The 13,316-nt window shown below is 71.3% G+C and carries 10 protein-coding genes and 1 riboswitch; of the genes, 5 read left to right on the forward strand and 5 right to left on the reverse strand.

Features of this window, described 5'->3' with window-relative positions; genetic code table 11:
* The 4 genes from DC432_RS00005 to DC432_RS00020 form a co-directional block, all read left to right on the forward strand.
* The coding region (locus DC432_RS00005) for a DNA-3-methyladenine glycosylase family protein (protein ID WP_133177853.1) at positions 1 to 571 on the forward strand (571 nt) is incomplete at its 5' end.
* Positions 568 to 1,083 (forward strand): methylated-DNA--[protein]-cysteine S-methyltransferase, encoded by a 516-nt coding sequence (locus DC432_RS00010; protein ID WP_116536143.1) that lies wholly within the window; start codon positions 568 to 570, stop codon positions 1,081 to 1,083. The genes DC432_RS00005 and DC432_RS00010, both read left to right, overlap by 4 nt.
* 285 nt (positions 1,084 to 1,368) lie before the next feature.
* Positions 1,369 to 3,234: an ABC transporter ATP-binding protein gene (locus DC432_RS00015; RefSeq protein ID WP_116536144.1), complete on the forward strand. Its 1,866-nt coding sequence runs from the start codon at positions 1,369 to 1,371 to the stop codon at positions 3,232 to 3,234.
* The gene (locus DC432_RS00020; protein WP_116536145.1) at positions 3,231 to 5,048 is read left to right on the forward strand and encodes an ABC transporter ATP-binding protein; all 1,818 of its coding nucleotides are present in this window, start codon (positions 3,231 to 3,233) and stop codon (positions 5,046 to 5,048) included. The genes DC432_RS00015 and DC432_RS00020 overlap by 4 nt, the downstream gene beginning before the upstream one ends.
* Positions 5,049 to 5,279: 231 nt before the next feature.
* Here DC432_RS00020 and DC432_RS00025 read toward each other — a convergent pair whose 3' ends face one another.
* A complete protein-coding gene (locus DC432_RS00025; protein WP_243392961.1) occupies positions 5,280 to 6,116 on the reverse strand; it encodes an endonuclease domain-containing protein in 837 nt (278 codons plus the stop codon).
* 566 nt (positions 6,117 to 6,682) lie between these two features.
* Entirely contained in the window at positions 6,683 to 7,135 is a 453-nt protein-coding gene (locus tag DC432_RS00035; protein ID WP_108318375.1) for a GNAT family N-acetyltransferase, read from the reverse strand.
* 173 nt (positions 7,136 to 7,308) lie between these two features.
* Between DC432_RS00035 and DC432_RS00040 the strand changes: the two genes are divergently transcribed.
* Positions 7,309 to 9,528 (forward strand): NADP-dependent isocitrate dehydrogenase, encoded by a 2,220-nt coding sequence (locus tag DC432_RS00040; RefSeq protein WP_116536147.1) that lies wholly within the window; start codon positions 7,309 to 7,311, stop codon positions 9,526 to 9,528.
* A gap of 292 nt (positions 9,529 to 9,820) precedes the next feature.
* Here DC432_RS00040 and DC432_RS00045 read toward each other — a convergent pair whose 3' ends face one another.
* The 3 genes from DC432_RS00045 to DC432_RS00055 form a co-directional block, all read right to left on the reverse strand.
* The gene (locus DC432_RS00045) at positions 9,821 to 11,221 is read right to left on the reverse strand and encodes a L,D-transpeptidase family protein (protein WP_116536148.1); all 1,401 of its coding nucleotides are present in this window, start codon (positions 11,219 to 11,221) and stop codon (positions 9,821 to 9,823) included.
* 113 nt (positions 11,222 to 11,334) lie between these two features.
* A complete protein-coding gene (locus DC432_RS00050) occupies positions 11,335 to 12,696 on the reverse strand; it encodes an FAD-binding oxidoreductase (RefSeq protein ID WP_116536149.1) in 1,362 nt (453 codons plus the stop codon).
* Positions 12,693 to 13,079, reverse strand: a complete 387-nt coding sequence (locus DC432_RS00055) for a YrdB family protein (protein WP_181373528.1) — start codon at positions 13,077 to 13,079, stop codon at positions 12,693 to 12,695. The genes DC432_RS00050 and DC432_RS00055 overlap by 4 nt, the downstream gene beginning before the upstream one ends.
* A 135-nt stretch (positions 13,080 to 13,214) precedes the next feature.
* Positions 13,215 to 13,300, forward strand: a riboswitch (ZMP/ZTP riboswitch).
* The last annotated feature ends 16 nt before the right edge of the window (positions 13,301 to 13,316 follow it).

The raw sequence follows: 13,316 nt of genomic DNA on the forward strand, positions 1-13,316 counted from the left end.
CCCCWGCATGCTGCTGCGCGCGATGATCGGTCAGCAGATCAGCGTGGCGTCCGCGCGCACGATGCAGGGGCGCCTCGCCGCCGAGCTCGGCGAGAGCGTCGACATCGGTCCCGCACCCTCGATCCTGTTCCCCCCGCCGGCCGTGATCGCCGAGCGCGGTCTCGAGGTGCTGCGCGGACCCGCCGCGCGCATGCGCGCGATCGTCGAGGCCGCGGCGGCCCTCGCCGACGGGTCACTGACCCTCGGGCCCGGCGACGACCGCGTCGAGCAGCGCGAACGTCTTCTCGCGATGCGCGGGATCGGGCCGTGGACGGCCGACTACGTGCGCATGCGTGTGCTCGGCGATCCCGACGTCCTGCTCCCCGGCGACGTCGCCGCCCGCGCGGGCGCCGCCGCCCTCGGGCTGCCCTCCGACCCGGCCGGCTTCACCGCCCGGTCCGAACGCCTCGCCCCGTGGCGAAGCTACGCGATGGCGCACTACTGGTACGCCGCCCCCGTCACGCAGGCCTGGCGGTCGCCCGCCGCCCCCACCCGTCCCGTCCGTCCTCCCGAGAGCGAGATGCCCGCATGACCACCATCGCCCCGACCCGCACGGCGACCCTGCAGATCGTCGACACCCCCGACGGCGGCTTCGCGATCCTCTCCGACGCGGACGACCGCGTGATCGTGTCGGGATGGACGGCCGACCCGGATGCCGTGCTCGCGCGTCTGCGGCCCGACCGGCGCCCCGCCCGGATCGTCGAAGGGCAGACGGCGGCGGCGGACGCCGTCCGCGCCTACTACGCCGGCGACGTCCGGGCCATCGACGACGTCGAGGTCGCGCAGCAGGGCACGGCGCTCCAGCTCGCGGGGTGGCGGGAGCTGCGCCGCATCGCGCCCGGTGAGCGGCTGACCTACACCGGCCTCGCGACCGCCCTGGGTTCGCCCTCGGCGGTGCGGGCCGCGGCATCCATCTGCGCCCGTAACGCGGTCGCCCTCTTCGTCCCATGCCACCGCGTGCTGCGCGCGGACGGCACGATGGGCGGTTTCGCGTGGGGGACCGACGTGAAGGAACGGCTGCTCGCGCGCGAATCCGCGGCGTGAGGCGCAAGACACTCTTGCCCCCAGCGTTCTCACAGGGATAGTCTGGAGGGCTGTCGTTCCCCCGGCGATGGCTTCACACCGATCAAGGAGGATGCCATGGACCAGATCGACGCCCCCGTCGCCCCGGCCGCCGCGCCCTCCGTCGCTGCGCGTCCCGGCCGACGCTCCTAGGGCCCGCGTCCGCGCTCCGGCGCACCCGCTCCGCCCCGACCGACGCACTTTGTCGCGCCTCCGGCATCCCTGTCCGCGCCCGATCCCGGCGCCCGCTTCGACCCCACGAGGATCATGACCACCTCATCGTCTGCAAAACGCCTCTCGACGCCGCGCGCGCTCGCGCGGCTGCTGCCCATCGCCCGCCCGGTGCTGCCGCGCCTCATCGCGGGCGCCGTCACCGCGCTGATCGCGAGCCTGCTCGCGCTGGCCATTCCGCTCGTCCTCGAGCAGATCGTCGCCGGCCCCATCGCCTCGCTCGACCCCACCGCCCTGGTGTGGGGTTCGCTCGCCGTGCTCGCACTCGGCCTCGCCGAGGCCGCGATGGTGTGGCTGCGTCGGTGGTTCGTGCTCGCGCCGGCCACGAAGGTCGAATACGACCTGCGCCAGTCGTTCTACTCGCGCCTGCAGCGTCTGCCCGTCGCCTTCCACGACCGGTGGCAGTCGGGCCAGCTGCTCTCGCGCATGATGCAGGACATCAGCATGCTGCGCCGGTGGCTCGCCTTCGGCGTCATCCTGCTCGTCGTCAACCTGCTGACCATCGTGATCGGCGCGGTCCTGCTCTTCCGCTGGCACTGGCTGCTCGGCGCGCTGTTCCTGGTCACCTCGGCTCCCGTGATCTACGTCGGCTTCCGCTTCGAGAAGCGCTACGGCGCTCTGACGCGCCAGAGCCAGGACCAGGCCGGCGACCTCGCCACCTCGGTGGAAGAGAGCGTCCACGGCATCCGCGTCCTCAAGGCCTTCGGTCGGGGCAAGCACGCGCTGCAGAAGTTCACCCGGCAGGCCGAATCGCTGCGCGAGACCGAGATCGACAAGGCCCGCGCGATCGGCTGGATCTGGTTCTGGCTCGTGCTGCTGCCCGACATCGCCTTCGCCGTGTGCCTGGGCGCGGGCATCGTGCTCACGCAGCTCGGCCAGCTGCAGGTGGCCGAGCTCGTCGCGTTCTTCGCCATGGCCACCGTCCTGCGCTGGCCGATGGAGTCGATCGGGTTCCTGTTCTCGTTCCTCCTCGACGCGCGGACGGCGACCGACCGCATCTTCGAGGTGTTCGACGAGCAGAACACCATCGTCGATCCCGACCGGCCCCGCACCATCGCGGAGCCCCGCGGGGAGCTCGTCTTCGAGGGTGCTCATTTCCGGTACCAGGATGCCGCCGACACCGAGCCCGACCTGCTCGACGGCGTGGACCTGACGCTCCGGCCCGGCGAGACCATGGCGCTCGTCGGCCTGACGGGCTCGGGCAAGACGACCCTGACCACCCTGCCGGGACGCCTGTACGACGTCACCGGAGGGCGCGTGCTGCTGGACGGCGTGGACGTGCGCGAGCTGTCGCTGTCCGAGCTGCGCCGTCACGTCGGCATGGCGTTCGAGGACGCCACGCTGTTCTCTCAGACGGTCCGCGACAACGTCCTGCTCGGTCGTGAAGACCTCACGCCGGGCTCGGCCGAGGCGGACGAGATCCTGCGCGAGGCCCTGCAGGTCGCCCAGGCGCACTTCGTCTACGACCTGCCCGACGGCCTCGACACCGTCATCGGCGAAGAGGGCCTCAGCCTCTCGGGCGGCCAGCGTCAGCGGCTCGCACTCGCGCGCGCGGTGGCGGCCCGCCCGGCCGTGCTCGTGCTCGACGACCCGCTGTCGGCGCTCGACGTCGACACCGAGGCCCTCGTCGAGGACGCCCTGCGCGAGGTGCTCAGCGAGACGACCGCGCTGGTGGTCGCGCACCGCCCCTCGACGGTGACGCTGGCCGACCGCGTCGCCCTGCTGCAGGACGGCCGCGTCACCGCCGTCGGCACCCACTCCGACCTGCTCCGCACCAGCGAGCACTACCGCTACGTCATCTCGAGCCTCGAAGAGGCCGAGCGCGAGGCGCGCACCGGGGCCATCCCGATCGTCTCCGCCGCCGACGACGACGCCCTCACCGAGAAGGAGGCGACCCGATGACCACCGCCACCGTCGCCGGAACCAGCGGCGAAGACCGCTCCGACTACACGCGCGCCGAGAGTCGCGCGATCCGTCAGCGCTCGCTGCGCCTGCTCGGCTCGCTCGTCTCGCCGCTGCGGTGGCAGCTCGTGCTCGCCGCCGCCGTCCTGGTCGTCTCGACCGCGCTGCGCGTGGCCGGTCCCGCCCTCATCGCCTACGGCATCGACAACGCCCTGCCCGCGGTGATCGAGAGAAGCGATTGGATGCCGACCTACGGCGTGGTCGGGGTGTACCTGCTCGCGGGCATCGGCGGTGCCGTGCTGATCGGGTGGTACGTCGTCGTCGCCGCCCGCCTGACCCAGGCGGTCATGCTGGACCTGCGCAAGCGCATCTTCCTTCACACCCAGCGGCTGAGCCTGGAGTTCCACGAGTCGTACACCTCGGGCCGCATCATCTCGCGTCAGACCAGCGACCTCGACACCATCCGCGAACTGCTCGACGGCGGGCTGAACGAGCTCGTCTCGGGCGTGCTCTACGGCCTGTTCACCCTGGCCGCGCTGTTCCTCATCGACTGGCAGTCGGGGCTGATCCTCACCCTCATGGGCATCCCGATGTACTTCCTCATGCGCTGGTTCTACGCGCGCTCGCAGGTCATCTACCGCGAGTCGCGCGTCATCAGCGCGCAGGTGATCGTCAAGTTCGTGGAGTCGATGACCGGCATCCGCGCCGTGAAAGCGTTCCGCAAGGAACCCCGCAACGACGAGGAGTTCGGAAAGCTCGCCGCCGACTACCGCGACGTCAACATGCGCTCGATCCGCCTGTTCGGCACGTTCGAGCCGGGCATCATGACCGTCGCCGCGGTCTCGGTCGCCGTGGTGCTGCTCTGGGGCGGCGGGCGCGTCATCGCCGGCCCGCTCGAGATCGGTGTGCTGACGGCTGCGGTGCTGTACGTGCGCAACTTCTTCTCGCCCCTGCAGGAGGTCGCGTTCTTCCTCAACTCGTACCAGTCGGCGACGGCGGCGCTCGAGAAGGTGTCGGGCGTGCTCGAGGAGCAACCGACCGTCCCCGACCCGACCGACCCGGTCGATCTGTGGAGCGCCCGCGGGCACGTCCGCTTCGACGAGGTCACCTTCGGCTACACCGAGGGGCGCGTCATCCTGCCGCACTTCACGCTCGACATCCCCGCGGGGCAGACGATCGCCCTCGTCGGGACCACCGGCGCGGGCAAGACGACCCTCGCCAAGCTCATCTCGCGCTTCTACGACCCCACGAAGGGCGCTGTCACCCTCGACGACGTCGACCTGCGTCGCCTGCACCCGAAGGACCTGCGCCGCGCGATCGTCATGGTCACGCAAGAGGCGTACCTGTTCAGCGGCACGGTCGCCGACAACATCGCGCTCGGAAAACCCGACGCCACGATGGACGAGATCCGTGCGGCGGCTCGCGCGGTGGGTGCCGACGGGTTCATCTCCAAGCTGCCCGACGGTTACGACACCGACGTGAACAAGCGCGGCGGTCGCGTGTCGGCGGGTCAGCGCCAGCTGATCTCGTTCGCGCGGGCGTTCCTCGCCGACCCCGCCGTGCTGATCCTCGACGAGGCGACGGCGTCGCTCGACATCCCGAGCGAGCGCCTCATCCAGGACGCCCTGCAGACGCTGCTGGCCGATCGCACCGCGATCATCATCGCGCACCGCCTCTCGACGGTGGCGATCGCCGACCGTGTGCTGGTCATGGAGCACGGCCGCATCATCGAGGACGACGCCCCCGCCGCGCTCATCGCCGGCACGGGCAAGTTCGCGCAGCTGCACGCCGCGTGGCGGGAGTCGCTGGTCTAGCCCAGTCCCTGTCCGAACGCGGATGCCACGTCCCCGCCGGGGCGTGGCATCCGTCGTCTGCGCGGTCCGACGCTGCTCCCGGGGTTCCGGCGTGCGCCGCTTCGCGTGCGCCGCCGCGCGTGCGCCGCCGCGCGTGCGCCGCCCGGAATCCGACGCGTAACTCGGAACATCCGGCCGCGATGTTCCGAGAATGATGCGTTTCTCCGCGTTTCGCGCGCCCCGCGGCGGTCGCTACAGGTGGAGGCCGGCGGCGATGGCGCGCTGCAGCGTCCGCTCCACCGACGGCCAGTCGTGGATGATCTGCGCGTAGCTGAACCGCAGGACGGTGTACCCGCGGAGCCGCAGCTCGGCGTCGTGCGCGATGTCCGCGCTGCGCTGGGCGGACGATGAGTGGAACTGCCACCCATCGCACTGGGTGATCAGGCGGGCGCCGATGAGCAGGTCGACGGGCCGCCCGGCGATCACGATCTGCTGGCGCACGAGGACACCCCACCCCCGGACACGCGAAACCACCATGGTCTCCAAGCCGGAATCCGCCTGCGAGCCCGCGGCATCCGCGCACGCTCGGGCGGCCAGCGACGGCCACCTCACCCGCCGCAGCGCCTCGAGATCGAGCTTCTCGGTCCGAATCGCGGACTCCCAGACGATCAGCGCATCCTCCGTCCCCAGGCAGCGCGCGACGTGCGCGAGGGTGTCCTCGATGCTCTCGAGCAGAGCATCCCGGGCGACCGGTACGATCGCGCGCGTCCAGTGGACGAGGATGCCGTCACCGATACCGTCGCGCGCCGCTTTCGGAGCCAGGCGGAGATGCAGACGTTCCTCGACTGCCGGCGGGATCCACCACCCTCGCCGTCGGGCCGCGGACACGCAGGCGACGACGCCGCCCGCCCGCGCCGCAGCCAGATCGTCGGGAGGGGCGTCGCCCGTGGCGATCCACCGTCGGCGGACGATCTCGACATCGCCCGCGCGCGCGGCGTCGCGCACCCGCCGCACGTCGAATCCCGCGTCGCCCGCCGCCGTCCGCGCCGCGATACCGCCCCGGAGTATGAGCCATTCACGAAGTTCCATGGCGCGAGTGTCGCGGAGTCCGGGGCTGCGTTCCGCCCGAATGGGCCCTCCGGTGGAGGCATCCGGCGCGGGGGAGGAGGCGTGCGCGCACGAGGCCGTGGCCCCGAGCTCGGAACATCGCGCGGAACTCGGACTCTTCGCCCGGGATCGTCCGAGTTTCGTGCGTTTCTCCGACTTTCGTGCGTGCGCCCGGGATCGTCCGAGTTTCGTGTGTTTCTCCGAGTTCGGTGAGGGCGCGCGACCGCGCACGAGGCCGTGGCCCCGAGCTCGGAACATCGCGCGGAACTCGGACTTTTCGCCCGAGAACGTCCGACTTTCGCGCGCTTCTCCGAGTTCGGCGAGGGCGCGCGACCGCCCGCGCTCCGTCCCGCCCCGAGCTCGGAACATCGCGCGGAAGTCGGACTCTTCGCCCGGGATCGTCCGAGTTTCGCGCGTTTCTCCGAGTTCGGCGATGGCGCGCGACCGCGCGCGCTCCGTCCCGCCGCGAGCTGAGCCAGGAAGGGCGTCGGCGGCGTCACACCAGGACGGGCGTCGGCAGCGTCACACGAGCACGCGCGCCCGCGGCGTCAGACGTGGACGCGCGCGATGACCTCGCCGTACTCGGTCTCGCCGACGGGCTCGAAGCCCACGCGGCGGAAGAACGCCTCGGGGCCGTCGTCGCCGGGCTCGTAGATGACGTCGACGTGGTCCATACCGCGCCCGCGCGCCTCTTCGATCACCGCGGCGATCGCGAAGCTGCCGACACCGCGGCCCTGTTCGTCGGCGTCGACGTTGATGCGCCACAGCACCGACTGGAAGTGCTCCTCGTGCGCGTCGCGGTCGAAGTTGGCGCTGACGAAGCCGACGACCTCGTCGCCGTCGAGCACGACGCGCTGCCAGGAGGTCTGCGGGTTGCTGACGGTCGCGGCGATCCCGTAGCTCACCGGCGCGAGGAACTGCTCCTGCCCGGGCTTGAGCGAGAGCGTGTTGACGGCCACGATCGTGGCGGCGGACAGTTCGACGAGACGCAGGTCGGCCATGCGCCCAGGCTAGCGGCACGGCCACCCCGCCCCCAAGATCGCATGCCCCCGCATGCGTTCGTCGTCCGACCACGCCGGGGCGGCGGCATCCGAATTATCTTGATATCAAGACACTTTGCCGCGGTGCGATAGGCTGGGCGTCAACCCTGGCCGCCTCTACGGAGAGATCTGACGTGCCCGATTCCACCATCATCTACACGTACACCGACGAGGCGCCGGCTCTCGCCACCGCGTCGTTCCTGCCTATCGTGCAGGCCGTCACGAAGCAGGCGGGCGTCGACGTCGAGACCCGCGACATCTCGCTCGCCGGCCGCATCCTCGCGGCCTTCCCGCAGCGACTGACGCCCGAGCAGCAGGTGGGCGACGCGCTCGCCGAGCTCGGCGGGCTCGCCACGCTGCCCGAGGCGAACATCATCAAGCTGCCGAACATCTCGGCATCCATCCCCCAGCTCAAGGCCGCGATCGCCGAGCTGCAGTCGCAGGGCTACGACATCCCCGACTACCCGGACGAGGCGTCGAGCGTCGAAGACAAGGACGTGCGCGCCCGCTACGACCGCATCAAGGGTTCGGCCGTCAACCCGGTGCTGCGCGAGGGCAACAGCGACCGCCGCGCGCCCCTGGCCGTGAAGAACTACGCCAAGAAGCACCCGCACCGCAACAAGGCCTTCGGCGAGGGGTCCCAGACCCGCGTCGCCACCCTCGGCCACGACGACTTCCGCTCGAATGAGAAGTCGGTCGTCATCGCCGACGACGACGTGCTCACGATCCAGCACGTGTCGGCCGATGGCGAGACGAAGACGCTGAAAGAGGGCCTGAAGGTCCTGCAGGGAGAGATCGTGGATGCCACGTTCCTCTCGGCCGCGGCCCTGGACGCCTTCCTCGCCGACACGCTCGCGCAGGCCAAGGCCGACGACGTGCTCTACTCGGTGCACCTCAAGGCCACGATGATGAAGGTCAGCGACCCGATCATCTTCGGCCACGTCGTGAAGGCCTTCTTCGCCGACGTCTTCGACCGGCACGGCGACGCCCTCGCCGCCGCGGGCCTGACCCCCAACGACGGCCTCGGCTCGATCCTCGCCGGTCTGTCGAACGTCGCGGGCGGCGACGCCATCGCCGCCGAGATCCACGAGGCGCTGGCCGCGGGCCCCCGTCTGTCGTACGTCAACAGCGACAAGGGCATCACCAACCTGCACGTGCCCTCGGACGTCATCGTGGATGCCTCGATGCCCGCGCTCATCCGCAACGGCGGCAAGCTGTGGGGCGCCGACGGGGGAGAGGACGACACGCTCGCCGTCATCCCCGACTCCTCGTACGCCGGGGTGTACCAGGCGACGATCGAGGACGTCATCGCGAACGGTCCGCTCGACCCGGCCACCATCGGCTCAGTCCCCAACGTCGGCCTGATGGCCCAGGCGGCCGAGGAGTACGGCAGCCACGACAAGACGTTCGAGATCCCCGCCCCCGGTCGCGTGCAGGTCGTCGCCTCGAACGGCGACGTGTTGCTCGAGCACGAGGTGAGCACGGGCGACATCTGGCGCGCGACCCAGACCAAGGACGTCGCCGTGCGCGACTGGGTCAAGCTCGCCGTCACCCGCGCCCGCGCCACGGGCGTGCCCGCCGTGTTCTGGCTCGACGAGACCCGCGCGCACGACCGCAACCTCATCGCCAAGGTGCACGAGTACCTGGGCGGCCACGACACCGAGGGCCTCACGATCGAGATCCTCGCCCCGGCCGAGGCCACGCGGTACTCGCTCGAGCGCATCCGTCGCGGCGAGGACACCATCTCGGTCACGGGCAACGTCCTGCGCGACTACCTCACCGACCTGTTCCCGATCCTCGAGGTGGGCACGAGCGCCAAGATGCTCTCGATCGTCCCGCTGCTCGCGGGCGGCGGCCTGTTCGAGACCGGTGCGGGCGGTTCTGCTCCCAAGCACGTGCAGCAGCTCGTCGAAGAGGACTACCTCCGCTGGGACTCGCTGGGTGAGTTCTTCGCGCTCGCGGCCTCGCTCGAGCACCTCGCCGACACCACCGGCAACGACCGCGCGCGCGTCCTCGCGCAGACGCTCGACGCCGCCACCGGCACGTTCCTCGAGAACGACAAGTCGCCGGGTCGTGCGCTGGGCACGATCGACAACCGCGGCAGCCACTTCTACCTCGCCCTGTACTGGGCGCAGGAGCTGGCGAAGCAGACGACGGATGCCGACCTGGCCGCCGTCTTCGCACCGGTCGCCGAGAAGCTGGCGGCGGAGGAGCAGACGATCGTCGCCGAGCTCAACGCCGTCCAGGGCCACCACGCCGAGATCGGCGGCTACTACCGCCCCGACACGGCGCTCGTCGAGAAGGTCATGCGCCCCTCGGCGACGCTGAACGCCGTGGTCGACGCCCTGCGCTGACCCGCGACCCGCACGGGGCGGATGCCGATCGGCATCCGCCCCTTCTGCATGTTCGGGCCGCTGGTCGGCGCGGCACAACTCCTGCGATCTGCCGGTTTTCGGGCCTTCGGAGCCCCGGACGGGCCAGAGTGCACGAGTTGTGCTCGCCAGGGGCCACCGACGCATGGTGTCGGGGAAAGATCGCAGGGCGGACGTGCCGCGGTGCGACGCAGGACGAGATGACGCCGATCCGCCGGGACGAAAGACAGAGGGGCGGATGCCGAAGCATCCGCCCCTCGACTCAGAGCAGGACTCAGTAGTGGACCGACACCTCGGTGCCGCGGTAGGCCCAGTCGTACAGCTCTTTGGCCTGCGGGATCGTCATGTTGATGCAGCCGTGGCTCATCGGCGTTCCGAAGTTGTTGTGCCAGTACGTGCCGTGGAAGCCCTCGTCGCCGTTGAAGTAGGCGACCCAGGGGACGTCCTTCGTGCAGTAGTCGTAGCCGGGGACGCAGCCCATGTCCTGCATCTCGGTCTTCCAGCCGATGCGGAACTCGCCGGTGTGAGTGGCGTGGTCGCCCGCTCCCGACGAGATCGTGTACGACCGGTACACCTGGCCGTTCTGCCAGAGCGTCGTGGTCTGCGCGCTGAGGTTGACGTCGATGCGGCGCTCGGTCTTGGTCGTGTCGAAGGCCGTCTCGGCGACGTCGAGCGCGTAGCGGCCGTTGCCGTCGGCGAGCTGCTTCGCGAAGGCGGCGGCGACGCTGCCGGTGTCGCCGAGGGTGCGGCCCGTCTGTCCCTCGGTGAGGGTCTTGATGACCTCTCCGCCGGTGTCGACGATCACGTCCGCGTTGACCGCGGCGCGGTTCACGGCGGCGGGAAGACCCTGGACGGCTGCGGCGATCGCGGACTCGTCGGCCGAGATCGCGAAGTCGCCCTTGCCGTCGGGGGTGACGGTCAGCCACGACGCGGCGGTCGCGCGGTCGACGGGCACGGTGCGCTCGTCGCCGATGTAGAAGCCGGCGGAGTCCAGGATGCCGTTCAGCGAGGCGACGGCCGCGTCGGCCTCTTCGGTCGAGACGGCGGCGTCGACCGGGACGAGCGTGGCTTCGACCGTGGTCGCGGGGGTGCCGGCGTCGAAAGCCGACTGCAGCGCGGCGGTGACGGCGGCCGTGTCGATGCCCTCGCCCGGCTGGGCGGGCGTGGTGACGTAGGCCTGCGAGCCGGCGTCGTAGGCCAGGGTCGCGTCGACCGGGGCGCGGTACGCGCCGGGGGCCTTGGCGCTGAGGGCCGCGGCCGCCTCGGCGGCGTCGATCTGCACCGACACGCCCGTGCCCTCGGGGAACCACGCGGCGGGCTTCCACATCGGGTTGTCGGAGAAGGCCTTGTCGGCGAGAGCCGCCGCGTCGACGGTCGCGCCGAGCTCGGCACCGGTGACCGTGACCGCACCTGCCGGGCTGTCGACCGTGATCGTCGTGTCCGCCAGACGGCTCGAGATGGCCTGCGCGGCGGCGCCGGCGGTGAGGCCGCCGATCTGCACGCCGGCGACCGACGCGCCCGGCGCGATCAGCACGAGCGAGGCCGCGATGAGGGCCACGGCCGTCGCACCGGCGGGGATGCCGATCCACAGGCCGGAGCGGTTCTTGCGCTTCGCGGGCTCGGTGGGAGCCCAGGCGTACGTCGCGCCGTCGGTGCCAGGTGCGCCGTCGGTCATAGTCAAACCCCCCAGAAGTCAGTCTTCTCATGCTATGCGCGGATGTGACGGGGAATCGATCCTCCACATCACGGTCTCATCACATGGTCAGCCGGGAGGGACCGCCGCGCCGCTCAGTCGGCGAAGACCTTGCCCGGATTCAGGATGCCGAGGGGGTCGAACACCCGCGCGATCTGACGCTGCAGAGCCCACTGGTCGTCGCCGAGCTCGTCGGCGAGCCAGCGCCGCTTGAGCACCCCGATGCCGTGCTCGCCGGTCAGCGTCCCGCCGAGGCGGAGGGCGGCGCGGAACAGGTCTTCGGCGGCCTCCCACACCACCGCGGGCACCTCGGGGCCCTCGAACACGAAGTTGGGGTGCAGGTTGCCGTCGCCGGCGTGGGCGACGGCGGGGATGACGAGACCGAACCGCTCCTCGATGCGGGCGATCTCGTCGAACATGTCGGGCAGCGCGCTGCGCGGCACCGAGACGTCTTCGATCAGCGTCGTGCCGAGCGTCTCCATCGCGGGGTGCATCGCCCGGCGGACCGCCAGCAGCTGCTCGCCCTCGGCGGCGTCACGGGCGACCGCGACGGTTCCCCCGGCCGCGCGCAGCACGTCCGCGATCGCCCGCGCCTCGTCCGCGGCGACGGGTCCGTCGGTCTGGACCGTGAGCTGGGCGACACCGGGAGCGGGTGCCGACAGCCCGAGCAGGCGGTGCGCGGCCGCCAGGCTCGTGGCATCCATCAGCTCCATGATCGCGGGCTGCACACCCGAGGCGGTGACGGCGGCGGAGGCGACGGCCGCGGCACGGACGCCGTCGAACAGGGCGGTCAGCGTGACCCGTTCGCCCTCGACGGCGCGGCGCAGTTTGAGGGTTGCTCCGACCACCACGCCCAGGGTGCCCTCGGAGCCGATCACGAGCGAGGTGAGGTCCAGACCGGTCACGCCCTTGACGCTGCGGTGTCCCAGGTGAAGCAGTCGTCCGTCGGCGAGCACGAGGTCGACGCCGAGCACCGCATCGCGCACCACGCCGTACTTTGCGCACAACAGGCCGCCGGCGCCGGTGGCGATGTTGCCGCCGACCGTCGAGATGGCGCGGCTGGCCGGGTCGGGTGCCCACCAGACGCCGTGCGGGGCGAGCTGCGCGTTGAGGTCGGCGTTCAGGATGCCGGGCTCCACCACCGCGAGAAGATCGTCGGGACGCACCTCGAGGATGCGGTCCATCCCGCGCAGCGAGAGGCTGATCTCGCCGCCGCCGGTGTTGGCCCCGCCGGCCAGTCCCGTGCCGGCACCGCGCGGGACGACGGGCGTGCGGGTGGCGGTGGCGATGCGCATCACGGCCTGGACGTCGGCGACGGATCCCGCGTTCACGACCGCGAGGGGAAGGCCCGCGGCCGCGTGGCCGGACTTGTCGGAGCGTGCGGCCTCGAGGGCGCTCGCCGAGGTGTCGACGCGCTCGCCGAGCTCGGCCCGGAGCAGCGCGACGACGTCGGTCATGCCAGGCGCCGGCGTCCGTTCAGCGCGCCGAAGGTGACGGCGACGATCGCGAAGACCAGACCGATGAGCGCCTGCCCCATGCTCCACCAGGCCACGGTCGCCGCGGCGTAGACGAACAGCTCGACGAGGGCGCGCACGAAGGGGTGGACCGCGAGGACGGCGCGGGGAGAGACGAACAGCGCCCAGACGATGATCGCGAGAGCCGGGGCGCCGATACCGGCGACGATGTTCCACGGCAGCGGCCACGCGGTGAAGCCCCAGATGGCCAGCGTGACGAAGGCGAAGAGCCCGCACACGACGCTGCCGATCTCGACGGCCGACGGCCGGGGGCGCATTCCGGGAGCGAGGGGCGCCTGCGCGCGCACGTGGGGGGAGTCGGTCACGCCCCCATTTTACGCGGGCTCGCGGTCGCGGCATCCGTGATCCCTCGGCGTCGAGTCGACGCGGCCGCAGCCGCACCTGTGGAGGACCAGTGGATGCCGGAAGCAGCCCTGTTCGCGCCCCGATACCCGCTAAAGTGGCAGCGTCGCGACTGGCGTTGAGGTGGGTAACCACCGGGGAGCGACCGCTTGACGGTATTCGACCGCACGCCTGGGTCGATGCGGTATCTTCGCGGGCTC

Source organism: Microbacterium testaceum (assembly GCF_003075375.1).
Lineage (GTDB): Bacteria > Actinomycetota > Actinomycetes > Actinomycetales > Microbacteriaceae > Microbacterium > Microbacterium testaceum_E.